Origin of the sequence: Paenibacillus sp. EKM212P, from assembly GCF_011066115.1 — a bacterium.
Classification (GTDB): Bacteria; Bacillota; Bacilli; order Paenibacillales; family Paenibacillaceae; genus Paenibacillus; species Paenibacillus polymyxa_B.
Genome location: NZ_JAAMNR010000002.1, coordinates 198,683 through 222,952, shown reverse-complemented (window position 1 = coordinate 222,952; position 24,270 = coordinate 198,683). Strand labels below are relative to the sequence as shown.

Here is a 24,270-nt window from a genome sequence, read left to right as displayed (position 1 = left end):
GAGTATGTCTGATCACGCTGCAAGTATGCTGCTGCTTGGTGTGTCAGTTATTCTGTTCATAACCGCATGTGTAACGGCAGCAGACTTGTCCAGCCAGCTGGATGGTGCACTGGAATTAAGATCACAGCAAGAGGAGCATTCTGAAGGGCGAATAGCCCGTACTGTTGGGGTGGGATTGCCGGAACGGATTAAAGGAACTCAGGTCATACAGGCAATTCGCATGAACTTACAGGAGGGGATTTCGATTCAAGTCGACGGGACAGAATACGATGTATATTCTGAACCGTTTGAGCCTGATGTATCTACCCTGGATGCTTCCTCTTTATATTCCATGTACCCACAGCGTAATGGGAATGGGGACATAACATCTGTACGTTTTGAGAAATTGGGGGAAGACTGAAGTGGTTCAAACAATATCCAAGTTGTTGGGGGCGCTGCTCGCTGTATTGCTTTTGTACATCGTACCCGCAGCTCAAGCTGCTGAACGGCAGGATGATATATCCGGGTTAAATACATATCATTCAACTGTACGTTTTGTTGATATGGTAAGAACCAAAGGTTACATTACACCGACGATGTATAACGATTTTATGCGTGATCTGGAATTGACAGGCAATACGTACGAAGTTGACTTGGAGCATATGCACAAAAAGTATGTACCGGACTATGCAGATGCCGCGAAGCCAGACAGTTTTCTGGGCAATTATGAAACTGTATATGATGGGTACTATAATCCGCAAATCTTGCCTGTACTGTTTCCTGGCAATCAGCAGCCAAAATCAGATCAGACACGTCGGTATACCTTGATGGCCGGGGATTATTTTACGGTCCGGTTACATAATACGAATCGGACTCCTGCGGACTTGTACAAATCATGGCTTCTCGGTGGGGCAAATAGCGGCAAGCCGGCAGTTACAGCTTCTTACGGGGGCATGGTTCTGAATGAAGATTACTGATTTTGCAGTCATATTTATACTTTTGTTCTTGCCCTTTGGTGTAGTTAGTGACCTACGGGTGCAGAATCAGCGTGAAGTGCAGCAGCTAGAAATGAAATATACGTCGGCTCTTCGTACCGCAGTTCAGGATGCAGGGGTCGTGCTCTCACAGAATGAACGTCAGGAACGCGAGGCCGGATACGGATCGGATAAGTTTTTTCGTGTAGATAAAGAAGCAGCGCTGCACACGTTCCTGCACACCCTTTTTCTTAATATAGGCATTGATGAGGATATAGTAGCACAACGTGCATTATTGGATTACATACCAGTCATTGTAATTCTGGATTATGACGGTTATTATGCGTTCACTTCAGAAGTCTATACAGACGAGCATGGACAAGCTGCTATTGGACACAAATGGAGCGAAAAAAAGCCATATGCCTATGTTGATTCAGTAGGCAACAGTGTGGGGTTCACCTTGGATAATTATGTACACGCATACGATGCGCGGAATCACAGGTGGGTGGAGGGCTTTCAAAAGGAACTTCAGGATCAGACTCCTATATCTTTACTGAATAATTCAGAAACTTTTGAACAAATACGTCGTTCCACCATTGTTGGCAGCGTCCAAGAGGACCTGGCGCGAATTATTAATGTCCATAACGAAAAAGCTGCACGTAACGGCATATCCTATACATTCACACTACCGATCATTCCGCAAGAGGAGTGGTACAACACGGTAGATGATGTGGGTCTGATCGCGTTTATCCAGGGCATTCCGGTCGGAGACAGGTATTACAATAACTATGGATTTGGTGGTGGGAGAGTCGTCAGAAAGCAAGACATTATCGGTGGCATAGAACTAGATACTGGAATGAAGTATTTTTATAGAGATTCATGTCCAGCTCCCTTTAAAGCTAGTGAACGTTTTACGAATGAGAAGTCTGCAGCAGCTGCGGGATACTTTGAGTACAAATGTTATAACGGCTTAAAATAATCACCCTCATGGGTGGTTTTTGTTTTTTTAGGCAGATCCATACCAAAAAACCTTAAAATTCACTGTTTTCAATATTCCGATATGGTTGCAGAATGTGCTACAATAAAGCTTTGAAAGAAACGAAATGCATATGAAATAAGAACAGTCGGCAACGCCGATGACAATAAGGAGCCAAAAACAGCTTATGAGTTTATTGACTGTAGAAAATGTATCCCACAACTTTGGGGACCGCGCATTATTTAAAAATGTTTCCTTTCGATTGCTTGCGGGGGAACGTGTAGGTTTGGTAGGAGCTAATGGTGTTGGTAAATCGACACTCATGAACATTCTCACTGGAAAATTGCTTAAGGATGAGGGTAAAGTGGAATGGACTCCACGTGTACGTTACGGTTATCTGGATCAGCACACCAAGCTGACACCGGGCAAAACGGTACGTGATGTATTAAAAGACGCTTTTCTTCCTTTGTTGGAATTGGAAAAGGAAATGATGCAGATTACTGACAAAATGGGGGATGCTTCTCCTGAAGAGTTGGAAGTGTTGCTGGAACAGATGGGTGAAATTCAGGAGCAACTGGATATGGGGGATTTTTACCTCATTGATGTGAAGGTTGAAGAAATGGCGAATGGACTAGGTCTGTCGGCCATAGGACTGGATCGGGATGTATCTGCACTTAGTGGCGGGCAACGGACAAAGGTGCTTCTTGCTAAGTTGCTGTTGGAAAAACCGAATGTCCTGCTCTTGGATGAGCCTACCAACTATTTGGATGTAGAGCATATTGAATGGCTTACGCGCTATTTGAAGGATTATCCCTATGCTTTTATTCTTATTTCACATGATACTGAGTTTATGAACCAGGTCGTTAATGTTATTTACCATCTTGAATTTGCCAAGATGACCCGTTATTCAGCTAACTATGAAAAGTTTCTTGAAATGGCGGATCTGAACAAAGCTCAGCATATTGATGCTTATGAGAAGCAACAGGACTTTATTAAGAAACAGGAAGATTTTATTCAGCGTAATAAAGCGCGTGCTTCTACCTCAGGCCGAGCAAAGAGCCGTGAAAAGCAGCTTGATCGGATCGAACGTATTGATAAGCCTGAAGAAGCCGCAAAACCAACCTTTCAATTCAAAGAGGCACGTGCAAGCGGAAAGACGGTATTTGAGGGTATTGATTTTGAGATTGGTTATACACATGCCCTTTTGCCTAAAATGTCCATGACGATTGAACGTGGCGAAAAAATTGCAATTGTTGGCTACAACGGTGTCGGTAAATCGACATTGCTCAAAACCATATTGGGAAAAATTCCGCCAATCAGTGGAAAAACCTATCAAGGTGATTTTTTGCAGCCCGCTTATTTTGAGCAGGAAGTAAAGGCAGAGAAAATTACACCGATTGACGACGTGTGGAATGAATTTCCGCATTTGAACCAGCATGAAGTACGAGCGCATTTGGCGCGCTGCGGTTTGAAAAATGAGCATATCACACGTCCGCTATCTGCGCTTAGTGGTGGAGAACAGGCTAAAGTCCGTCTTTGCAAACTGTTAATGCGTGAAAGCAACTGGGTATTGTTCGATGAGCCTACCAACCACTTGGATGTTAAAGCAAAGGATGAGCTGAAACGTGCCTTGAAGGAATACAAAGGGACGGTATTGCTTGTATCTCACGAACCGGACTTTTACGAGGATTGGGTAACCAAAACGTGGAATGTGGAAGAGTGGTCAAGTAAAGTTAACTAAAATCAGTTAAATCCAGTTCTGCATATTTCACACGAAGTGGGGTTTGCAGAATTAGGAAAATATGCTAAGCTATCTATAGCTTATACAATAAAATAGTCACACTAGGGGAGCCGCCCATGCGGCTGAGACGGAATAAATGGATTTCGGACCCTTTGCACCTGATCTGGGTTATGCCAGCGTAGGGAAGTGAGCGCCGTACAGACAAGGCAACACCATCTTTATTTTGTTTGTGCGTGGGACGATACACGTATACGGATATCATGGTCCGTTCGATTATTGGACGTTCGTTAAACCACTTCCTTGGGGAAGTGGTTTTTTGCGTTTCGTTCATTTTAAGTTGTTCGAGCTTCCGTAGACGGATTCACATACAATCCCCTTTCATTACTGCTGGTAGACGTGGCTGCTAAGCTTAAATCCTTTAATCCAATGTGAGGTGAAGACAAAATCGAATTACACGCAATTTCGATGGAAAAGGGCACTATTGCACAAGCCGCCCGAGTGGCTGCTATGATTTGTCCGTATGTTCATTATGTACACGCACGTTTAAAACAGAATGGTGCCTCTGCATTGCTTTCTTTGACTCGCAGCATGGTGGAGCAGGAAGTTCCTTTGCAACAAATTGTAGTAAATGATCGTGTGGATGTAGCTTTACTTACTTTGGTTGGAACCGTCCAGCTACCAGCTAATGGATTACCTGTTGTGGATGTGAAAGGCCTACTTTCAAAGAGTACACGCTGTGGAGTGTCTGTGCATTCCTTGGAGGAGGCGCAGACCGCCGAGCAGGCAGGAGCAGACTATGTACTTTATGGTCACGTATATGAGACCCATTGTAAGCCCGGTATTGTACCGCGGGGTTTAGCTCAGCTTGAACATATTTGCAGGCTGTCGAACATTCCGGTGATCGCGCTGGGCGGCATACAACCGCACCATATCCCGGAGCTTTATATGGCCGGAGCAAGCGGAATTGCGGTGATGTCTGGTATATGGGAGGCTGAGTCGCCCGTTGCAGCTGCGATGGAATATAGGCGAATGGCAGATCTTGTAGTTCACAGCTTGTAGCGAGAAAACGAGAGTAGAGGCAAGCTGAAAGCAGAATGGTTTATGGAGAGGAGACACGGAACAAATGCTAAAGATACACACAGAGGCAAGAGCGATAGGACATGCTGAATGCTTGGTCATAGGTGGAGGTGTCATCGGCAGTTCCATTGCTTATCATGTGGCCAAGGAGGGAAGAAGTACGATCATGCTGGAACGATTGATCCCGGGTGAGAGAGCCTCAGGAGCAGCAGTTGGAATGCTGGCAGCGGAAAGTGAAGAGTTCACCGACTCTGAGCTGGCACGATTTGCTCGCAGAAGTCGAGATGCATTCCCTGAGCTTGTCTGTGATCTGGAGCGTTTGTCGGGTATTTCGGTGGAATTCCGTACAGAAGGATTTGTGACCCCTTTCCGTACGGAAACCGAAGGCCAAAAACGCTGGAAAGCTGCTAAAACGCGAGAGGATGATTGTCCTATCTGGTGGGATGCGAGGGAATTGGCCCGACGAATTCCAGGTTTGGATGAACAAGCGAACGGAGCAATATATCGTTCAAAGGAGACACAAGTGGTTCCTGTCCAGCTTTGTCGTGCTTATGCAGGTGCTGCTGCGGTGCTGGGAGCAACGGTATGGTCTGGTACACGGGCAGAGCAACTGGTCATACAGGATGGTCGAGTTTGCGGTGTCCGAACAGATAGCGGCTTTTTTTCCTGCGATCAGGTCATTATTGCTGGAGGCTTGGATAGCATGAAATTACTGGCGCAGGTTGGGTTTGAATATCCACTTTATCCGGTCAAGGGCGAAGCGGTAGCGGTCTCCTTGAAGGATCACCCATTAGAATACACCATTTATGCTGATGATATTTACCTCGTGCCTAAACAGAATAACGAGCTTTGGATTGGGGCAACGAGCCTTCCGCATCAATATGACGAACAAGTGACCGTAGGAGGCTTGGAGGGCTTGCTGGCACGTGCCTCTGCCTGGCTGCCGCGCGTCCGTGAAGCTTCTTTTATACGCACTTGGGCGGGCTTACGTCCGCAGGCTGCATCAGGTCACCCTTTTATAGGCACTGTTCCTGGGGTCGAGGGCGTATATGCTGCAGTCGGGCATTATCGCAACGGTGTCCTGCTGAGTGATGCTACCGGGCGTGCGATGGCAGCTATGCTTAATGGGGCTGGTGCAGCAGAACTTGGGATAAGTAGTTTTTCTTCTGAGCTCCTCAAGGAGAAAAGCTTATGAAGCTGACGATTAACGGCCAGAGCATGACCTTTTCTAATCGAATCACTCATGTGAATCAATTGCTACATGAGCTTGATGTAAAGGTGAAAACCGTAGTGGTGGAGCTGAACCGGCATATATTGAGCCGTGAAGATCATGATGAAGCGGTACTGAAGGATGGAGATTGCCTAGAGATTGTACATTTTGTGGGAGGCGGTTGATTATGTTAACCATTGGAAAAGCATCTTTTACCTCGAGGTTGTTGTTGGGAACAGGAAAATTCTCTGATCTGGATATCCAATCCCAAGCCGTAGAGGCTGCTGAGACGGAAATATTGACGTTTGCTGTACGGAGATTGAACTTGGAGGAACGGGATAAGCAGCATTTTCTCGATATGCTGGATTTGAGCCGGTATACACTTCTTCCCAACACAGCAGGGGCTACAACAGCAGAGGAGGCGATTCGTATTGCCAAATTGGCAAAAGCCTCCGGCCTGTGCGATATGATTAAGGTGGAAGTCATTGGGGATAGCAAGACACTGCTCCCTGACCCTTTTGAAACGTTGAAAGCTAGTGATAAGCTGTTGGATGAAGGCTTTATCGTGCTGCCCTACATATCGGACGATGTGATTCTAGCAAAGAGGCTACAAGAGCTTGGAGTACACGCCGTTATGCCTGGAGCTTCACCGATTGGTACAGGACATGGTTTGCTCAATCCGTTTTCATTAGGGCTAATTATTGAACAGGCGGAGGTTCCGGTTATTGTCGATGCGGGTATTCGCTCACCCGGTGACGCGGCAATGGCGATGCAGTTAGGGGCAGATGCTGTTTTGTTGAACACAGCCGTATCAGGAGCGAAGGACCCAGTAAAAATGGCAGAGGCCATGAAACTGGCTGTTCGTGCTGGAAGGTATGGTTTTGAGGCGGGGATGATTCCTGTAAAACGTTACGCTTCAGCAAGCAGTCCGACAGAAGGTATGGTTCAGGTATGAAGGTAACTGACAAATCCGGTGCAGGAGAAACACATCCAAGTGACCGTTATTCCAGACAGGAAAGATTCGCGCCCTTTGGACCGACAGGACAACGCCGGCTTGCTTCTTCCCACGTACTAATCATAGGTGCCGGAGCGTTAGGTACAGGTATTGCGGAAACGCTCGTTCGCGGGGGCGTAGGTACAGTGAGCCTCGTAGACCGGGATTATGTGGAATGGAGCAATTTGCAGCGCCAGCAGCTTTTTCAGGAAAGTGATGCTGCACAAAGATATCCCAAAGCAGTAGCTGCTCAGCGAAGATTAAAGGATATTAATTCGGAAACGGTTATACATGCACATGTACTGGATGTTGGGGTGGAAGAGCTGGAAGAGTTGATCCAGGGGGTAGATCTCATGATGGATGCAACCGATAATTTCGATACCCGACTTCTTATGAACGACATGGCACTCAAGCATCGGATACCTTGGATTTATGGGGGATGTGTGGGCAGCTATGGTGTAACCTATACCATCTTACCGGGTCAAACGCCTTGTCTTCACTGTCTGCTGGGAACTGTACCGTTTGGTGGAGAAACCTGTGATACCGCCGGGATTATTCCGCAGGCCGTACAGATGGTCACGGCTAACCAAACTACGGAAGCTTTCAAACTTCTTGGTGGATATCCAGAAGACTTGAGAGGAAAGCTGCTTTCGTTTGATTTGTGGAAAAATGAGTATGTAGCAATAGCGGTAGATAGCGTTAAAAAGGAGAACTGTCCTTCTTGCGGCAGCCAACCGACGTATCCCTATTTGTCGGCCTCTCATCGGCAGAAGACAGATGTTTTGTGCGGTAGGGATACCGTTCAAATTAGACCAGCAAACCCAACACATCTGAATCTTGCAGAAACAGCAGATCGATTTGCTTCTTTGGGAGAAGGAAAAGTAGAGCGGAATCCGTTTTTGGTTTCCTTTAGTACAAGCGAGCATCGCTTGGTTGTTTTTGCAGATGGCAGAGCGTTGATTCATGGGACAAAGGACGTGGCAAAAGCAAGAAGTCTGTATCATCGCTATTTGGGTTAAACTATAAAAGCAGAAAGCCATTCTTTGGAGAATGATTTTCTGCTTTTTTGTTACAATAATATTAATATGCTTTAATGGCTTATAACAAACTTGTTCGTATCCAATATGTAATGCTATGTCCAAACCAGGTGGGTGAAAAGATGAGCCCGTTAATTCTACTTGTGAATGTAAATGAAGCGTCTCCCGTATTTGTTCATCCATTGGAGCAGGCAGGTTATCAGGTGGTTCATGTTAGCAATACGACAGATGCAAGCTCTTATGTAGCCCATAATCCTGTGGATTTGCTACTGCTCAATATAGAAGATGAACCGACGGATTCACATGGTTTGCTTCGCACATTGCAGCAATACCATCCTCATGTCCCGCTATTTGTTATGACTTCATCAGATGAGGAGGACCATATTGTTTCCTGCTTTGAACAAGGAGCACATGACGTGCTCGTTCTGCCCTTTTATCCTAGAGTTTTTCAGGCTAGGGTGGCTAATTTATTGCGGATTTTTGGTATTGAACGTGATGTGAAAAGGGCAATCGAGGCGGGTGACTTACATATAGATAATGCAAGCAGAATGGTGAGCAGAGGGGAACAAAAGCTGGAATTAACTCCGAAAGAATTTGATCTTTTGCTTCATCTGGCGATACATCTTAACCAAGTTTGTAGCAGACAGCAAATTCTGAAGGATGTTTGGAAACATGATTATATCGTTGATACGAACGTAGTAGACGTCTATATCAGACATTTGAGGGTTAAAGTAGATAAAGGATATAAGTTTAAAATGATCCGTACGGAACGAGGGATTGGCTATTCACTCAGAACACCAACCGTATCAGAATAGCATAAGGCATATAAAAAAAGCCGGAACTTTTCGTCCCGGCTCGCATATTTCATAATAATTTTCAAACTACAGCACGCGGCGTGCTTTAATGTATGTTCTTTTCCAGTTGCCAGAGTTCAAATCGGAGATAGTCACGCCAGGTCCGCCGTAAGTGTGTAGAATTTTACCCCCGCCCATATAGACTGCTACGTGGGTAATGTTGCGACCCGTGGCACGGCTACCGCTTGAAAAGAACACTAAGTCCCCTTTTTTCAAATTGGACTTGGATACGGCATGTCCAACTTTAGACTGTTGAACAGAAGTACGCGGCAAATTCACTCCGTATTTCTTGAATATGTGCTTCATGAAAGAAGAACAGTCAAAATTGCGGGTCGTGCTTGTGGAAGCTCCAAACTTATAGGGAGTGCCCATATATTTTTCACCGTAGTTAATTACTTTTTGGCCAACAGAAGTAGTAGTGGCAGCCTGTGCCGTATTTGTTCCCTCAATTGCAAAAGTACCAAAGCCGATAGTGGCTGCGACTCCTGCGATAATTACCTTTTTTATGATTTTCTGCATATTCATGTTGTAAGTACCTCCAGAAATTGATTTGTGCAATATTTTGCTGAGTTGCTAACTAACTGACAGCGTTGAGTATAACAGTTTTGAAGCCGCCTAATAGTTGGAAAAGAACTCTCAAATGCTTGAGGGACAAGACTTACACAGTGATTATTAAAAAACGATTAAAAATTACAATTTGTTAAAAATATATCGATTCATAGATCTCTACAATCGGAAAAACCCTTATTAATCAAGGGCTTTGAGTGAAAAAAACAATTTATACAATGGTTACAACAATGTCATAATTAATCCTTGCTTTGAATAACGAGTAGTAGACCGCTTTTGATGGAAATCGTACCTTTTGGAGCCGTTAGCTTATTACTGACAGCACGTGATTGTCCCATTTTGAGGGTGGCATTATGTAGCGGATACATAAATCCTTCCAGTTGTATGCCTGTTACTTCGGCAGTCATAGGAAGCAGCGATGTATATGTATAACCCATAGGCTGGATCTCAAGCGTTGATCCGGTGAGCTCAATATAATTATGTGCGTCCATAATAGCGCAGCTAATATGATGCTGCATTGCGCGTACCAATATTTGAACATTAGCCAATGTGTGGTCCATACGGGTGCCAGTCACACCAAGCAGCAGTACATGATCTGCCTGTTCGTCCATAGCGATTTCCAAAGCAAGCTCAGTATCTGTTAAGTCTTTAAGTACTGGATCGCACGCAATCATACGTTGGCTTGCTGATTCTACCTTTTCTTTTTCCTCTAGTGTGATCGAATCAAAATCTCCTACAGAGATATGTGGTGTAATACCGTGCTCGATCAGGAAAAGAGCACCTTTATCTGCACCTATAATAAAATCATCGGGTTGTATTTGATGTAAATCTTCTTCATTAAGACGACCGCCTGAAAATACAATCGCTCGTTTTTTTGTCATAATCAACATCCTTTCTTTCTGATACGATCCTTTATATACCATCGTTTTTAAGTATACCGCGTTAAATATGGCTTGCACAATTTTGGAGGACATGGCTACAATGAAACAGAAAAAAAGGAAGTGTAACGGGTAATAGGAAGGAGAACGAAATGATTAACGTTTTGTTTGTGTGTTTGGGCAATATTTGCCGCTCTCCGATGGGGGAGGCAATACTGAGACATAAAGCGCAGGAACGGGGATTGGGCGAAGAAATCGGGGTGGACTCGGCCGGGACAGGCGACTGGCACATCGGAAATCCCCCGCATGAGGGAACATTAAAGCAACTTAAACTGCATGGAATCAGCGAACAAGGCATACAGGCGCGGCAAATAACGGGCCGTGATTTTGATGCGTTTGATTATATTGTGTGCATGGATGACTCTAATGAACGAAACATGCGAAAGATTGCAGGTGGAGCGGAGGCTGATATTCTAAAATTTATGGATTTGCTTCCTCAAGAAAAATTAAGAGAAGTACCCGATCCATATTTTACTGGGAATTTTGAAGAGACCTATCGATTAATGGACGCAGGCTGCGACGCCTTGCTGGACAAGATCGTAGAAGAAAAGCTATAATGTGAACGACAGATGACGGCAATAATTGCCGTTTTTCGTTATACTTTTTTGAAAGCGCAACCAAATTGCATTAAAAAATGAGGAAGGAGCTTTATGACCTAGTAGGTCAATGCTCCATTCCCTATAGAAGAATTTTTACTCAGGCGCGATCCAAAAAATACATTAGCGCGTCAGGCAACTCGTTTTGCCAAAAGCCCCACAAATGTTTGCCATCCTTTTCACGGTAAGAAACTTCAGCGTTCCGTTCGCGCAGCAAATCTGCACATTGACGGTTAAGTTCTACAAAGTTGTAAATGCCAGTATCACTCTCAAATGCATCTTCCTGAAGGCCAACCGTCATCCACACCCGCAAATGAGACAGATCTTTCTCACGGGCGATGATTTCCTGGGAAGCTTCATAGTAAGCACCTGAGAGGCTGATAATGCGGTTGAACAGCTGAGGATACATCAAAGCCAAATGCAGAGACACACTGCCTCCCAGTGAATCCCCCGCCAAAATGCGGGACGCTGCATCTTTTCTTATAGGATACTTTTGCTCCACATAGGGAATAATCTCTTCCGCAAAACAGGCGGTATACGCCTCAAAACGATTGCCAAAGGGAGCGTACTCCTGAGTTCTGATTTTGGTATTTACTTCCACACCTACAATAATGAAGGGTTCGACGCCCTCATCCAGAATGAGGCGGTTGGCGTGAGTTGCAATGCGGCCAAAATTGAAAAATTCTTCTCCGTCCTGACAGTATACGACCGGGTAGCTCAATATTTCATTATAGCCGGGCGGCAAATATATCCGGAGAGTTCTGGTCTCGCTAAGAAAGCGGCTGTTTACTTCGTCTTTAAGGATGGTTCGTTTTAAATACCGAGAATCCGTCATTTTTCGTCACCTTTCTTGGGTATTATTTTGCATTCGGGATCACAATAAGTTAAGATTACCCTGATTGCAATAGATGTTTAAAATTTCAATCATGTACTAAGCTGTTATAGTAAAAAACATACCCTGTTACACACACAAAAATGTGGTAAACTCAAAAAAAATAACTAAATCTTTGACGCGAGCGATATAACAGGTGTATAATAATCCTATAACAGCGGAACTTGATATTCAAATTTTTTTGTTGAGGTGAAGAAAATGAGCAAGGTTCCTTATGAAGTTTACACAGAGGAAGTTGAGGCGCTGTCCGTACTTTCTCCGGATGGTGAAATTATCAATAAAGATATGTTGCCTAAACTTACAGATGATCAATTGAAAGAAATTATGTATCGAATGGTATTTACACGTACTTGGGATGACCGTGCCGTTAACTTAGGTCGTCAAGGACGTCTCGGTTTCTACGCTCCGGTATCCGGACAAGAAGCAACCATGATTGGTAGTGAATATGCGCTCCAAAAAGAAGACTTTATTGCTCCAGGCTACCGCGATATTCCGCAAATCGTTTGGCATGGCCTGCCATTATACCAAGCTTTCTTGTATTCCCGTGGTCATCAACACGGCGGCCAAGTGCCGGACGGTGTTAATGTACTGATGCCGCAAATCATCATTGGCGCACAAATTTTGCATGCTATGGGTATTGCTATGGGTTACAAACTGAAAAAGCAAAAACAAGTCGCCATTACATATACAGGTGACGGCGGTTCTTCCGAAGGTGATTTCTACGAAGGCCTGAACTATGCTGGTGTATACAAGTTGCCAGTTATTTTCTTTGTGCAAAACAATGGTTACGCGATCACGACTCCATTTTCAAAACAAACGGCTGCTCTTTCGATTGCTCATAAAGCAGTAGCTGCTGGTATTAAAGGCGTGAAAATTGATGGCATGGACGTGCTTGCAGTTATTAAAGCCGTTCAAGAAGCTGCAGAGCGTGGACGTAATGGTGAAGGTGCTACTTTGATTGAAGCCGTAACGTACCGTTTCCGTCCGCATTCCCTTTCTGATGATGCAACAAAATATCGTTCTAAAGAAGAAGAGGGCGAATGGAATGCGAAAGATCCAATTGCCCGCTTTGCGAAATACCTTGAGAAAAAAGGTCTTTGGAGTGAAGAAGATACAGCTCGCGTAAAAGAAGAAGCTAAGGCAAAAGTGAACGAAGAGATCAAAAAAGCCGAGAAAACAGAGAAAATGACAATTCCTGGCCTGATCGATAGCATGTTCGAAACAACGCCAAAGCACTTGGAAGAACAAAAAGCTGATTTTAAATAATTGAACTTGAAAGAGACCGGGCGGTAACCCGATCCGGTCTGCTTTTCGATTGACCTGAACTGAAATTGATCTGTCAATGTTTAAGGAGGAAATGAAGCAAATGGCACAAATGAACATGAAAGAAGCGATTCGTGACGCACTGCGCGTAGAGTTGAAACGCGACCCTAACGTCCTGCTTTTCGGTGAAGACGTAGGTCATGTAGGTGGCGTATTCCGCGCTACAGAAGGTCTGCAAAAAGAATTTGGCGAAGAACGTGTATTCGATACTCCGCTGGCGGAATCCGCAATCGGGGGTCTTGCTGTGGGTCTGGGTATCCAAGGCTTCCGCCCTGTAGCTGAAATCCAGTTCGTAGGCTTTATCTTTGAAGCACTCGATCAAATGGCAATTCAAGCTTCCCGTATGCGCTACCGTTCCGGTGGACGTTACAATTCTCCAATCGTATTCCGTACACCTTTTGGTGGCGGTGTTAAGGCAGCCGAGCTGCATACAGATTCCTTGGAAGGTCTTCTGGCTCAAACACCTGGTATCAAGGTTGTTGTTCCTTCCAACCCTTACGATGCAAAAGGTCTTATGATCGCGTCTATTCGCGACAATGATCCAGTATTTTTCATGGAGCATTTGAACTTGTATCATGCATTCCGCGCTGAAGTTCCTGAGAATGATTACACAGTTGAACTGGGCAAAGCTAACGTAGTTCGTGAAGGTTCCGATGTGACGATCATTACTTACGGTATGATGGTGCACACTTCGGTTAAAGCTGCTGATGAGCTGGAAAAAACAAAAGGTATCAAAGTGGAAATCATTGATTTGCGTACCATTAGCCCGATTGACATTGATACCGTTGTTGCTTCTATTCAAAAAACCAACCGTGCTATCGTGGTTCAAGAAGCGCAAAAGAGCTCCGGTGTAGCTGCTGAAGTTATTGCACAAATTAACGAAAAAGCAATCCTGCATCTGGAAGCACCTGTTCTGCGTGTAGCAGGCCCGGATACCGTTTATCCTTTTGCTCAAATTGAAGATACTTGGTTGCCAACGCCAACACGTATCATTGATGCGGTTAATAAAGTATTGGAATTTTAATTAAAGCACACCGTAAATTTGGGAGGTTTTAAACGTGGCTAAATTTGAATATAAATTCCCGGAGCTAGGTGAAGGTCTTCACGAAGGCGAAATCATCAAGATGCACATCAAGCCCGGCGACAAAGTAACAGATGAAGATATCATCATGGAAGTACAAAACGATAAGGCTGTAGTTGAAGTTCCTTGTCCGGTTAATGGTACAGTACAAGAAGTATTTGCCAAAGACGGTGACATCTTTAACGTAGGTCAAGTCGTAGCTGTAATTGATGCAGAAGGTGAACTTCCTGAACAAGAAGAAGCACCAGAAGCACCAGCTGCTAGCCCTGAGCCAAGTGCTGCTGCACAAAGCGGAGCTGCAGGTACAGCTAGATTTGAATATAAATTCCCAGAGCTGGGTGAAGGTCTTCACGAAGGCGAAATCATCAAGATGCACATCAAGCCCGGCGACAAAGTAACAGATGAAGATATCATCATGGAAGTACAAAACGATAAGGCTGTAGTTGAAGTTCCTTGTCCGGTTAATGGTACAGTACAAGAAGTATTTGCCAAAGACGGTGACATCTTTAACGTAGGTCAAGTCGTAGCTGTAATCGCTGCAGAGGGTGAACTTCCTGAACAAGAAGAAGCACCAGCTGCTGCTAAACAAGAACAGGATGCTGCACAAGGCGGAGCTAACACTAAACCAGCTGCAACTCCTGCTGCTTCTAACAAAGATGTACTAGCTACACCTAGCGTCCGCAAATTTGCTCGTGAGCAAGGTGTAAACATCGCTCAAGTGAGTGGCTCCGGCAAAAATGGTAAAATCACCAAAGAAGATGTAGAAGCTTTCAAAAATGGTGGAGGCCAAGCGGCTGCACCAGTAGCGAAAGAAGCTGCAAAAGCACAAGAGCCTGCTAAGAAAGAAGCGAAAGCTGCTGCAGCATCCGCACCAGCAGCAGATCCACGTGCTGAGGAAGAGCGCGTACCATTTAAAGGTATCCGCAAGGCTATTTCCAATGCTATGGTTAAATCGGCTTATACGGCTCCGCACGTTACGATTATGGATGAAGTAGATGTAACTGAACTGGTTGCTTTCCGTACTCGTATCAAACCAATTGCTGAGAAGAAAGGCACAAAAGTAACATACCTGCCATTCATCGTAAAAGCTTTGGTTGCTGCTTCCCGTCAATTCCCGGCTCTGAATGCCACAATCGACGAAGAAGCAAACGAAATTGTCTACAAAAAATACTACAACATCGGTATCGCTACAGATACAGACAACGGCTTGATCGTTCCTGTTATCAAAGATGCTGATCGTAAGAGTATCTGGATGATTGCTGATTCCATTCGTGATCTGGCTGTGCGCGGTCGTGATGGAAAATTGGCTGCGAACGAAATGAGAGGAAGTACAATTTCCATCACTAACATCGGTTCTGCAGGCGGTATGTTCTTTACTCCAATCATTAACTTCCCTGAAGTTGCGATTTTGGGTACTGGCCGCATCAGTGAAAAAGCAGTCGTGAAAAACGGTGAAATTGTAGCCGCTCCAGTAATGGCTCTTTCCTTGAGCTTTGACCACCGTATTATTGATGGTGCAACTGCTCAAAACTTCATGAACTATATCAAACAGCTGCTCGCTAACCCTGAGCTGCTTGTTATGGAGGTGTAATCAATGGTAGTAGGAGACGCTTCTCTGGATATTGACACATTGGTCATCGGTGCGGGTCCTGGCGGCTATGTAGCTGCCATTCGTGCCGCGCAATTGGGACAAAGCGTATTGATCGTTGACAAATCTGAGCTGGGCGGTGTATGTCTGAACCGTGGATGTATTCCGTCCAAAGCTTTGATCTCTGCAGCTCACCAATACGAAGCAGCTAAACATGGCGAGTCCTTCGGTATTACGGCTGAAAATGTAAAAGTGGACTTCGCTAAAACACAAGAATTCAAAAACGGCGTTGTTAAGAAAATGACAGGCGGCGTAAGTGGCTTGCTCAAAGGCAACAAAGTTGAAGTTTTCAATGGCGAGTGCATGTTCATCAACGAAAACGAAGCGCGTGTATTCAACGAACATGAATCACCACGTTACCGTTTTAAAAATGCAATTATCGCAACAGGTTCCCGTCCAATCGAACTGAAACCATTCCCATTTGGCGGACGCATTCTGTCTTCTACAGAAGCATTGAACCTGCCTGAAATTCCAAAAAGCCTGATCGTAATCGGTGGTGGATACATTGGTGCAGAGCTTGGACAAATGTACTCCAAATTCGGTTCCAAAGTAACGATCATTGAAGGTATGGATACAGTGCTTCCTGGTTTCGACAAAGATATGACTTCGATCGTTGCGAAAAGCATGAAGAAAACTGGCATCGAAATCTTCACTGGCGCTAAAGCGGAAAGTGCAGAGCAAACAGATAAAGATGTAACGGTGAAATTCTCCGTTAACGGCGAAAGCAAAGAAGTAACTGCTGATTATCTGCTTGTAACTGTTGGACGTCGTCCAAACACAGACGGTGAACTGGGTCTGGATTTGATCGGCGTAGAACTGGATGAGCGCGGAATGGTGAAAGTTGATCACCAAGGACGTACTAGCATTCCTCACATCTTTGCAATCGGCGATATCGTAGCTGGTCTTGCTCTGGCACACAAAGCTTCTTACGAAGGTAAAGTGGCTGCTGAAGCAATCGCAGGCGAGCCGTCTGTAGTAGATTACAAATGTATGCCAGCTGTCGTTTTCACAGATCCAGAATGCTCCAGCGTAGGCTACACAGAGACAGAAGCCAAAGAAAAAGGCTACAATGTCAAAGTTGGCAAGTTCTCTTATGGAGCAAACGGTCGTGCGGTTTCCCTGAACGCTGCTGAAGGTTTTGTGAAAATCGTAGCTGACGCTGACACAGGTCTGGTACTGGGTACGCAAATCGTAGGTCTGGAAGCTTCCAACCTTATTGCTGAGCTGGGTCTGGCGATTGAAATGGGTGCTACACTCGAAGATATCTCCTTGACTATTCATGCTCACCCTACATTGGGCGAAATCGTTATGGAAGCAGCGGAAGTCGTGCTGGGTCATCCGATCCATGCTTTGGCACCACGTCGCTAATACTATTTTTCATTATCTCGTTTTTGGTTTTCATACATGACAAAGAGAGGCAAGGAGCGCTATATCTGCGCTCTTTGTCTCTTTTTTTTCAAACTTTAGGATTTTCAGGACTACTATGAAAATTCACACAGTACATGGTCAACGAAGCACCGTACATGATAAACTAAATATAGATATTGGTGCAGAAAAAGAATTTTAAAGATTAGAATCTGGCGATGCCAGGTTTTTATTCATGCTCAAAGGAGAGGAATAACGTGCGCAACTATTTGGAACTGCTGGAGGATATTTTAGAGAATGGAGTAAAAAAAGAGGATCGCACAGGAACGGGGACACTATCTGTTTTCGGAAGACAACTCCGTTTTGATCTGGCCAAGGGCTTTCCCTTGGTGACCACCAAAAGAGTTCATTTGAAATCCGTTATTCATGAGCTGTTATGGTTTTTGCGGGGAGATACCAACATTTCTTATCTCAAGGAGAACGGAGTTACCATTTGGGATGAGTGGGCGGACGAGCAGGGGAATCTGGGGCCTGTATATGGATCGCAATGGCGCTCGTGGGAAACAACAGACGGGCAACATATTGATCAAATTGCGAATGTCATAGAGGCAATTAAAAACAATCCGGACTCACGTCGACACATCGTCAGTGCTTGGAATGTGGCAGAAATCGAATCCATGAAGTTGCCGCCATGTCACTTTGTATTTCAGTTCTATGTAGCTGGAGGAAAGCTTTCCTGTATGCTAACAATGCGTTCTGTGGATACCTTTCTAGGGCTGCCGTTCAACATCGCGAGTTATGCATTGCTTACGCATATGGTTGCACAGCAGTGTGGTTTGGAGCCCGGCGAATTTATTTGGTCAGGCGGCGATGTGCATATTTATTCAAATCATATGCAACAAGTGCATACACAGCTGGAACGTGATCCTTATCCGTTGCCTCAGTTAAAAATTCTGCGCAAACCGGATTCGATTTTTGATTATACCTATGACGATTTTGCTTTTGAAAATTACGAGTATCATCCAGGGATTAAGGCGCCTGTCGCCATCTGATTAGAGGAGGTGGAAAAATGGGCATTTCAATGATATGGGCTATGGCACAAAATGGTGTGATTGGCCAGGATAACAAACTTCCCTGGCGCCTCCCTAGAGACATGGCCTTTTTCAAAGAGCAGACGATTAATAAAACGGTACTCATGGGGCGCAAGACGTGGGAATCCTTTGGAGGAAAAAGCCTGCCAAACCGACGTAACGTCGTCTTAACTCGAGATCAGTGTTATCAGGTGGAAGGTGCGGAAGTGATTCATTCACTGGAAGAAGGGCTCCAATTAGCAAAGCAGGAGGAGCTAATGGTCATTGGAGGAGCAGAGATTTATGCACTGTTTTGGCCACATGCCGATCGGCTGATTGTGACTCGGATTGAGGAGACTTTTGAAGGCGATACAACGTTCCCTGAGCTGGATTGGAACGGTTGGAATATAGTTAATGAGACTCTGGGTATCAAGGATGACAGAAATCCATATGAGTACCGTTTTGTTGTTTACGAGAAAACGGAATAAGAATAGACTGTAGCCGACCCCACTCATTTGAAAAATTAATAAACCATATAAAAAATCCTTTTGGTGTTGATGCAAAAAGTTGCATAAGTTTTCATTACTTTTACGCTGTATTGTGATACAATAAATCAAATTCAACGAGAACAGACCCTTTCATAATACAAACAGACAAATTCGAATTTGACTTAAATTCTGAATGGATGATCGGGGTTCATAAGCGAAGAGATGGGGGAACGTAACATGTCTACACCAACTGGATTTATGGAATACACACGACAGCTTCCTACAGACCGGGACCCGGCAGAGCGTATAAAGGATTGGGAAGAATTCCATAAGCATATGTCTGAAGAAGAGCTGCGTACCCAAGGGGCGCGTTGTATGGACTGCGGAACTCCTTATTGTCATACGGGGATGGATATCATGGGAGCAACTTTAGGCTGCCCGGTTCATAATCTCATTCCGGAATGGAACAATCTCGTATATCGTGGTTTGTGGAAGGAAGCGCTAGAGCGGCTGCACAAAACAAATAACTTCCCGGAATTTACAGGTCGTGTCTGTCCTGCGCCATGTGAAGGTTCGTGTACAGTCGGCCTGATCGGACAGTCTGTTACAATTAAAACCATTGAGGAAGCTATTATCGAAAAGGGTTTTGAGGAAGGCTGGGTTGTCCCTAATCCGCCAGAAAAGCGTACAGGCAAACGAGTGGCTGTTGTCGGTTCGGGTCCGGCAGGTTTGGCTGCGGCTGCACAGCTTAACAAAGCAGGGCACAGCGTGACTGTGTATGAGCGTGCAGATCGTGTGGGTGGATTATTGATGTATGGCATACCGTCCATGAAATTGGATAAGAAGGTTGTTCAGCGGCGTGTGGATTTGCTGGAGGCTGAAGGTATTCAATTCATCACAAATACGGAAATTGGCAAAGATATCCCTACCGATCAGTTGATTGCTGAATATGATGCTGTTGTCCTATGCGGTGGTTCTACGAAGCCAAGAGAATTCAACATTGAAGGTAGCGATTTAAAGGGTGTTCATTATGCGATGGATTATCTGAATGGTACCATCAAAAGTTACTTGGACTCCAATCTGGAAGATGGCAACTATTTGTCTTCCCAAGGTAAGGACGTTATTGTAATCGGTGGCGGTGATACGGGTTCGGACTGTGTAGCTACTTCTTTGCGTCATGGATGTCGGAGTGTCACTCAATTTGGCACACACACCAAAGCGCCTATGGAGCGTGACCCGATTGCCAATCCTTGGCCGCAATTTCCAAACGTGTATTCTCTCGATTATGCACAGGAAGAAGCTAAGGCGTTGTTCGGAGAAGATCCACGTGAGTTCTCCATCATGACGACCAAATTTGTAGGTGATGAGAACGGTAATCTGAAAGAGCTACACACCATTCAAATTCAACGGATTGTTGATGAAACTGGGCGCAAAATCTATCAACCGATTCCAGGTACGGAGCGCGTATTCCCTGCACAAATCGCTCTTATTGCCATTGGATTTGATGGTCCTGAGCAAACGATTGTAGAGCAAATTGGTTTGGAGACGGACCGTCGTTCCAACGTTAAAGCACGTTATGGAAAATATGTTACTAATGTGGATAAGGTTTTTGCTGCAGGTGATATGCGTCGCGGACAAAGTCTTGTCGTGTGGGCTATTAATGAAGGTCGAGAAGCTGCACGAGAAGTTGATAAATACCTCATGGGCGCTACCGTTTTGGTGTAATTATAAATTTCATGTTACGGATCAGTCAAAGCTCCATCTTCGGATGGGGCTTTATTGTATTTCAAGCTGAGTCTGCCAGAAGCGAAAAATGAATAAATGATTATTGAGCTGTGAAACATTGTGAAATATATGTTATATAATATAACTTAAATTTAATCTTATCACCATATATTTCTTATCTAAATTGATCATAACATAAAAAGTGGTGTTTAGTGTAGATTTTTTTTATAGAAAAAGGATTATTTCACAAGAAAATTAGATAAAAGTCGATGATTATGTAATATAAATTAACATGTACATAACTTTTGTTGACTGTATAAAATCATGACCTGAGAGAACCGTGGTATCTATGGTATAATACACGTATATTGTTGAAACGTTAGACTAAATGAATTTACAAAGGAGCTTTCGTCGCGAGAAGGCTCCTTTTGCATGAGGCCGGGATACCTGTGTTTTCATTAACGTTCCATGTATATGTATGATTCATGGAGGAGAAACAGAAGGCCGTCAGGAAGGAATGGAGTATGAATGAAGACGTTGATTATTGCTGAGAAACCAGATATGGGACGGACGATTGCCGCTGTTATGGAGCCGCGGGCTAAAAATAACCGTACTTATTTGGAAGGTGAGAAATACATTGTAACCTGGGCGATCGGACATTTGTTGGGTTTGGCTGAGCCGGATGCATACGATGAGAAGTACAAACGATGGAATATTAAGGATCTTCCTATTATCCCTGAGCAGTTCAAAATCGTACCGAATCCGAAAACAAAAGATCAGCTGAAAATGATTGGTGAACTGGCTAAACGCTGCAATGCCATCGTAAATGCTTGTGATGCTGGACGGGAAGGGCAATATATTTTTGCGTTGATTCAGCAGCAATTGAAGTTGCATCAGCCAGTTAAGCGGCTGTGGATTTCAGATTTGACAGCGGAAAGTATTGCGACAGGCTTTGAACGATTGCGAGATGCTTCGGAGTTTGAATTTCTGACTCAAGCTGCGAGGGCACGAAGTGAAGCGGACTGGCTGATCGGAATGAATGCTTCCAGAGCGTTCACAACACGACATAATACACTGCTGTCAGTAGGACGGGTGCAGACTCCCGTGCTGGCACTGATTCATGACCGGGAAAAGGAAATTGAGGCATTTCAGTCTCAAACCTTCTATGATGTGTGGGCTGAATTTAAGCAAGAACAGATCAAGTACAAAGGTGCGTGGCAGGGGGATCGGTTGACGAAGCCAGAGGAAGCTGAGGCGATCGCTGCGGCCGTTCGCGGAAAAACAGGTGAAATCACCAAATATGATACCAAGCAGACAAAAGAGTATCCTTTTAAATTGTACGATTTAACGCTGCTTCAACGCGAGGCGAATGCCAAGTACGGTTATTCGGCCAAAAAAACACTGGATGTGGCACAAGCGCTTTATGAGCGACACAAGGTCATTTCCTATCCGCGTACCAATTCTAACTATGTGACAGAGCAAAATATAGACGGCATGCACAAGGCACTACGGATGCTGGGGACAGGTCCTTATGCTGATCTGGTACAACAAGCCAACCCCAATTTGGTCCATAAACAAAATAAATCTGTCTGCAATCCATCTCGTGTTGAGGATCACCATGCTATTCTGCCGACGTTAAAAAGGCCAGGAACGTTAAGCAAGGAGGAGCAAAATGTATATGACCTGGTTATTCGCAGGTTTTTGTCACATTTTTTCCCACCTGCTGAATACAAAATGCATACCGTAATGACACAGGTGGACAAGCATCTGTTTAAAACAAATATCAAAGAGCTTCTTTCCTTGGGATGGAAAGTGGTTTTGAGTAAGGCTGATCAGGATAAAGGTAAAAAGAGCAAATCACCGAAAAAAGAGGATGAAGAGGAAACGGACGAGTGGACGGATAAGAAGTTTGAGATTGATGCGGGGTGTCCCGTGGATTGTGTTCGGGCCGAGATGAAAGAAAAGGCGACTCAGCCCCCTAAAAGCTACACGGAGGGTACATTGCTTAAGGCGATGGAAAGCGCGGGCAAACAGATGGAGAATGAGGAATTGCGTGAGGTCATGAAGGACGCCGGTTTAGGCACACCTGCGACGCGGGCCGCCACAATTGAACGATTGAAAAAGGTTGGCTATATTGAAATGAAGGGCAAAAAGATTCTTATTACGGAAAAGGGAAAGATGGCTATTGACCTGATCCGTCATGCCGGGGTTGATCTATTAGCCTCGCCGGAGATGACTGGTCAATGGGAACGTCGTCTACACCAAATTTCCAAAGGAGAGGCGGCTCAAGAGAAGTTTATGGATAACGTTAAAAGATTTACGTTGTCCATCATTGACAAGGTGAGGCAGCAGCCACCGGCTCCGGCAAATGCCTTTGGCGAGGAAGCAAGGGGCAAACGTGCAGCTGGAAAAGAAGGCGCACGTAATGTACGCGCGAGTGGAGGCACCGCCGCCAAAGGGGGAGGGCGTGCTACATCAGGACGCGGTGGCAGCGCTGGAAGCGCAACGCTGGAGCAGGCAGCAGCACCAGCAAGTCGTGCTGCGGGAACAGCGGGTTCCGCTGCACGCAGCTCCTCCGATGGAGCCTCAGGCTTTTCGGTGAGCCAAAGGCAAGCTTTGGGTAGCTGCCCACGCTCTAATTGCGGCGGAAGCATTATAGAAGGCCGCAAAGGGTATGGGTGCAGCCACTACAAGCAGGGCTGTGGCTTTGTCGTCTGGAAGGAATATGCTGGAAAGCAGATTACCGGAACGATGCTCAAATCTCTGTTGACGAAGGGACAGACGCAATTGTTGTCTTTTAAGCGTAAAGATGGATCGACCGTCAAAGCGCGAATTGTTCTGAATGAACCAGGTACAGGACAACTTAGCGTTCTAGAGGAATCCTGAGACAGGGTTTAGACCACTATTTTGGCTGAATCAAAGGTTGAATAACATTAAAAACAAAAAAGGGACCCTATCCGAGGGTCCTTTTTTGTTGATGCAATTGTATGCTTTCGTGGATAACCCGTGGTACTTCCGTTAGCTTCTGTATCGTATACATCACGGAGTTCACGTTTTTTTGCAATTCAACCATATTATAAATCCATTCCTTTGGCTGCTTGAGATAGACAGCATGAATACCTGCGGCAAGGGCTGGAGATACATCAGTGCGCAGAGAATTCCCGATCATCCAGGTGATGCTTCGGTCCAAGCGATTCATCTGGATGATTTCTTCCAGTGCTTCGACATTTTTATGCTGGCGAATGTAGATGCGCTCATTAAAGTAGGTAGCCAGTTTCATTTGTTCAATCTTTCTTTCTTGAATGATCTGCTCACCCCCAGTATAAAGATGGAGGGAATGCCCTGCTTTTTGGAGGGAGTTCAACGTTTCGACCATGCCTGGATACGGTTCGATTTCCTGTTCGTACACACTTCGGCCAAGAGAGCGAAGCTCCTGCTCTTCCCGAAAATCGAGACGGCGTCCGAATTGTTCCGAGAAAAATTGGTACGTATCTATCAGAGATTGTGGAAAATGCTCGCTGGCAAAGCCCACTTGATGAACTCCGGCCACATCAATTTCGATTTGTTTTTCACGAATCGTATTTTTCGTTAGGTTATGAGTTGCAAACCATTCCTGAAGCAAATCAAAAAAGTAGTTGAGGATAAGGTCAAAATACTTGTTGCAGTGGACTAAGGTGTCATCAAGATCAAATAAAATGTGCTGCTTCGGATACGACATGATGCATACTCCTTCCA

23 protein-coding genes and 1 riboswitch are annotated in these 24,270 nt (G+C 44.9%); of the genes, 19 read left to right on the top strand and 4 right to left on the bottom strand.

Going from position 1 to position 24,270, the window contains the following annotated elements; genetic code table 11:
* The first annotated feature begins 4 nt into the window (after positions 1–4).
* The 10 genes from G9G54_RS07130 to G9G54_RS07085 all read left to right on the top strand — a co-directional run bounded on the left by G9G54_RS07130 (position 5) and on the right by G9G54_RS07085 (position 8,803).
* Complete coding sequence (locus tag G9G54_RS07130; RefSeq protein ID WP_134903844.1) at positions 5–400, top strand: hypothetical protein; 396 nt, start codon at positions 5–7, stop codon at positions 398–400.
* A 1-nt stretch (position 401) separates the two neighbouring features.
* Entirely contained in the window at positions 402–956 is a 555-nt protein-coding gene (locus G9G54_RS07125) for a hypothetical protein (protein ID WP_165177028.1), read from the top strand.
* Positions 943–1,932, top strand: coding sequence for a hypothetical protein (locus G9G54_RS07120; protein WP_165177026.1), 990 nt, complete (start codon positions 943–945; stop codon positions 1,930–1,932). Before G9G54_RS07125 ends, G9G54_RS07120 begins: the two co-directional genes overlap by 14 nt.
* 184 nt (positions 1,933–2,116) lie before the next feature.
* The gene (locus G9G54_RS07115) at positions 2,117–3,670 is read left to right on the top strand and encodes an ABC-F family ATP-binding cassette domain-containing protein (RefSeq protein ID WP_023988981.1); all 1,554 of its coding nucleotides are present in this window, start codon (positions 2,117–2,119) and stop codon (positions 3,668–3,670) included.
* Between the two features lie 93 nt (positions 3,671–3,763).
* A riboswitch (TPP riboswitch) is annotated at positions 3,764–3,872 on the top strand.
* Between the two features lie 263 nt (positions 3,873–4,135).
* Positions 4,136–4,729, top strand: coding sequence for a thiamine phosphate synthase (locus tag G9G54_RS07110; protein WP_165177024.1), 594 nt, complete (start codon positions 4,136–4,138; stop codon positions 4,727–4,729).
* 64 nt (positions 4,730–4,793) lie between these two features.
* Positions 4,794–5,942, top strand: coding sequence for a glycine oxidase ThiO (thiO, locus tag G9G54_RS07105; protein ID WP_165177022.1), 1,149 nt, complete (start codon positions 4,794–4,796; stop codon positions 5,940–5,942).
* Positions 5,939–6,142 (top strand): sulfur carrier protein ThiS, encoded by a 204-nt coding sequence (gene thiS, locus G9G54_RS07100; protein ID WP_061831499.1) that lies wholly within the window; start codon positions 5,939–5,941, stop codon positions 6,140–6,142. Before thiO ends, thiS begins: the two co-directional genes overlap by 4 nt.
* Positions 6,143–6,144: 2 nt before the next feature.
* On the top strand, positions 6,145–6,912 hold the full coding sequence (locus G9G54_RS07095) for a thiazole synthase (protein WP_165177020.1): 768 nt from the start codon (positions 6,145–6,147) through the stop codon (positions 6,910–6,912).
* Positions 6,909–7,970 carry a ThiF family adenylyltransferase gene (locus G9G54_RS07090; RefSeq protein ID WP_165177018.1) on the top strand — a complete coding sequence of 354 codons (1,062 nt, stop codon included), beginning with the start codon at positions 6,909–6,911 and terminating at the stop codon, positions 7,968–7,970. The genes G9G54_RS07095 and G9G54_RS07090 overlap by 4 nt, the downstream gene beginning before the upstream one ends.
* A gap of 140 nt (positions 7,971–8,110) precedes the next feature.
* Positions 8,111–8,803 (top strand): response regulator transcription factor, encoded by a 693-nt coding sequence (locus G9G54_RS07085; RefSeq protein ID WP_165177016.1) that lies wholly within the window; start codon positions 8,111–8,113, stop codon positions 8,801–8,803.
* A 66-nt stretch (positions 8,804–8,869) separates the two neighbouring features.
* Here G9G54_RS07085 and G9G54_RS07080 read toward each other — a convergent pair whose 3' ends face one another.
* A complete protein-coding gene (locus G9G54_RS07080) occupies positions 8,870–9,367 on the bottom strand; it encodes a C40 family peptidase (RefSeq protein WP_069011717.1) in 498 nt (165 codons plus the stop codon).
* A 281-nt stretch (positions 9,368–9,648) separates the two neighbouring features.
* Complete coding sequence (locus G9G54_RS07075; protein WP_165177014.1) at positions 9,649–10,290, bottom strand: thiamine diphosphokinase; 642 nt, start codon at positions 10,288–10,290, stop codon at positions 9,649–9,651.
* A gap of 149 nt (positions 10,291–10,439) precedes the next feature.
* Here G9G54_RS07075 and G9G54_RS07070 point away from each other — a divergent pair, with 149 nt between their 5' ends.
* Complete coding sequence (locus G9G54_RS07070; RefSeq protein ID WP_061831495.1) at positions 10,440–10,904, top strand: low molecular weight protein-tyrosine-phosphatase; 465 nt, start codon at positions 10,440–10,442, stop codon at positions 10,902–10,904.
* Positions 10,905–11,043: 139 nt separating this feature from the next.
* Here the strand turns inward: G9G54_RS07070 and G9G54_RS07065 are convergent, their stop codons facing one another.
* Positions 11,044–11,778: an alpha/beta hydrolase gene (locus tag G9G54_RS07065; RefSeq protein ID WP_165177012.1), complete on the bottom strand. Its 735-nt coding sequence runs from the start codon at positions 11,776–11,778 to the stop codon at positions 11,044–11,046.
* 255 nt (positions 11,779–12,033) lie between these two features.
* On the opposite strand from G9G54_RS07065, the gene pdhA reads away from it, so the two are divergent.
* The 8 genes from pdhA to G9G54_RS07025 all read left to right on the top strand — a co-directional run bounded on the left by pdhA (position 12,034) and on the right by G9G54_RS07025 (position 23,421).
* Complete coding sequence (gene pdhA, locus G9G54_RS07060) at positions 12,034–13,101, top strand: pyruvate dehydrogenase (acetyl-transferring) E1 component subunit alpha (RefSeq protein ID WP_165177010.1); 1,068 nt, start codon at positions 12,034–12,036, stop codon at positions 13,099–13,101.
* 100 nt (positions 13,102–13,201) lie between these two features.
* The gene (locus tag G9G54_RS07055) at positions 13,202–14,182 is read left to right on the top strand and encodes an alpha-ketoacid dehydrogenase subunit beta (protein WP_039271308.1); all 981 of its coding nucleotides are present in this window, start codon (positions 13,202–13,204) and stop codon (positions 14,180–14,182) included.
* Between the two features lie 34 nt (positions 14,183–14,216).
* Positions 14,217–15,830 (top strand): 2-oxo acid dehydrogenase subunit E2, encoded by a 1,614-nt coding sequence (locus G9G54_RS07050; protein WP_165177008.1) that lies wholly within the window; start codon positions 14,217–14,219, stop codon positions 15,828–15,830.
* Positions 15,831–15,833: 3 nt separating this feature from the next.
* Positions 15,834–17,255: a dihydrolipoyl dehydrogenase gene (gene lpdA / locus G9G54_RS07045; RefSeq protein ID WP_061831492.1), complete on the top strand. Its 1,422-nt coding sequence runs from the start codon at positions 15,834–15,836 to the stop codon at positions 17,253–17,255.
* 254 nt (positions 17,256–17,509) lie between these two features.
* Positions 17,510–18,304, top strand: a complete 795-nt coding sequence (gene thyA / locus G9G54_RS07040) for a thymidylate synthase (RefSeq protein ID WP_013310507.1) — start codon at positions 17,510–17,512, stop codon at positions 18,302–18,304.
* A gap of 17 nt (positions 18,305–18,321) precedes the next feature.
* A complete protein-coding gene (locus tag G9G54_RS07035) occupies positions 18,322–18,810 on the top strand; it encodes a dihydrofolate reductase (RefSeq protein WP_165177006.1) in 489 nt (162 codons plus the stop codon).
* Positions 18,811–19,047: 237 nt separating this feature from the next.
* A complete protein-coding gene (locus G9G54_RS07030) occupies positions 19,048–20,535 on the top strand; it encodes a glutamate synthase subunit beta (RefSeq protein WP_061831490.1) in 1,488 nt (495 codons plus the stop codon).
* A 528-nt stretch (positions 20,536–21,063) separates the two neighbouring features.
* Entirely contained in the window at positions 21,064–23,421 is a 2,358-nt protein-coding gene (locus tag G9G54_RS07025) for a type IA DNA topoisomerase (protein WP_165177004.1), read from the top strand.
* Between the two features lie 67 nt (positions 23,422–23,488).
* On the opposite strand, the gene G9G54_RS07020 is transcribed toward G9G54_RS07025, so the two are convergent.
* Entirely contained in the window at positions 23,489–24,253 is a 765-nt protein-coding gene (locus tag G9G54_RS07020) for an HAD family hydrolase (RefSeq protein WP_165177002.1), read from the bottom strand.
* Positions 24,254–24,270: the final 17 nt, after the last annotated feature.

Coding starts and splice junctions, on each gene's coding strand:
- G9G54_RS07065 (WP_165177012.1), bottom strand. CDS start 11,778: ATGACGGATTCTCGGTATTTAAAACGAACCATCCTTAAAGACGAAGTA.
- G9G54_RS07130 (WP_134903844.1), top strand. CDS start 5: ATGTCTGATCACGCTGCAAGTATGCTGCTGCTTGGTGTGTCAGTTATT.
- G9G54_RS07080 (WP_069011717.1), bottom strand. CDS start 9,367: ATGAATATGCAGAAAATCATAAAAAAGGTAATTATCGCAGGAGTCGCA.
- G9G54_RS07095 (WP_165177020.1), top strand. CDS start 6,145: ATGTTAACCATTGGAAAAGCATCTTTTACCTCGAGGTTGTTGTTGGGA.
- thiS (WP_061831499.1), top strand. CDS start 5,939: ATGAAGCTGACGATTAACGGCCAGAGCATGACCTTTTCTAATCGAATC.
- G9G54_RS07020 (WP_165177002.1), bottom strand. CDS start 24,253: ATGTCGTATCCGAAGCAGCACATTTTATTTGATCTTGATGACACCTTA.
- G9G54_RS07055 (WP_039271308.1), top strand. CDS start 13,202: ATGGCACAAATGAACATGAAAGAAGCGATTCGTGACGCACTGCGCGTA.
- G9G54_RS07070 (WP_061831495.1), top strand. CDS start 10,440: ATGATTAACGTTTTGTTTGTGTGTTTGGGCAATATTTGCCGCTCTCCG.
- G9G54_RS07115 (WP_023988981.1), top strand. CDS start 2,117: ATGAGTTTATTGACTGTAGAAAATGTATCCCACAACTTTGGGGACCGC.
- G9G54_RS07090 (WP_165177018.1), top strand. CDS start 6,909: ATGAAGGTAACTGACAAATCCGGTGCAGGAGAAACACATCCAAGTGAC.
- thiO (WP_165177022.1), top strand. CDS start 4,794: ATGCTAAAGATACACACAGAGGCAAGAGCGATAGGACATGCTGAATGC.
- pdhA (WP_165177010.1), top strand. CDS start 12,034: ATGAGCAAGGTTCCTTATGAAGTTTACACAGAGGAAGTTGAGGCGCTG.
- lpdA (WP_061831492.1), top strand. CDS start 15,834: ATGGTAGTAGGAGACGCTTCTCTGGATATTGACACATTGGTCATCGGT.
- G9G54_RS07110 (WP_165177024.1), top strand. CDS start 4,136: ATGGAAAAGGGCACTATTGCACAAGCCGCCCGAGTGGCTGCTATGATT.
- G9G54_RS07025 (WP_165177004.1), top strand. CDS start 21,064: ATGAAGACGTTGATTATTGCTGAGAAACCAGATATGGGACGGACGATT.
- G9G54_RS07120 (WP_165177026.1), top strand. CDS start 943: ATGAAGATTACTGATTTTGCAGTCATATTTATACTTTTGTTCTTGCCC.
- G9G54_RS07075 (WP_165177014.1), bottom strand. CDS start 10,290: ATGACAAAAAAACGAGCGATTGTATTTTCAGGCGGTCGTCTTAATGAA.
- G9G54_RS07030 (WP_061831490.1), top strand. CDS start 19,048: ATGTCTACACCAACTGGATTTATGGAATACACACGACAGCTTCCTACA.
- G9G54_RS07085 (WP_165177016.1), top strand. CDS start 8,111: ATGAGCCCGTTAATTCTACTTGTGAATGTAAATGAAGCGTCTCCCGTA.
- G9G54_RS07035 (WP_165177006.1), top strand. CDS start 18,322: ATGGGCATTTCAATGATATGGGCTATGGCACAAAATGGTGTGATTGGC.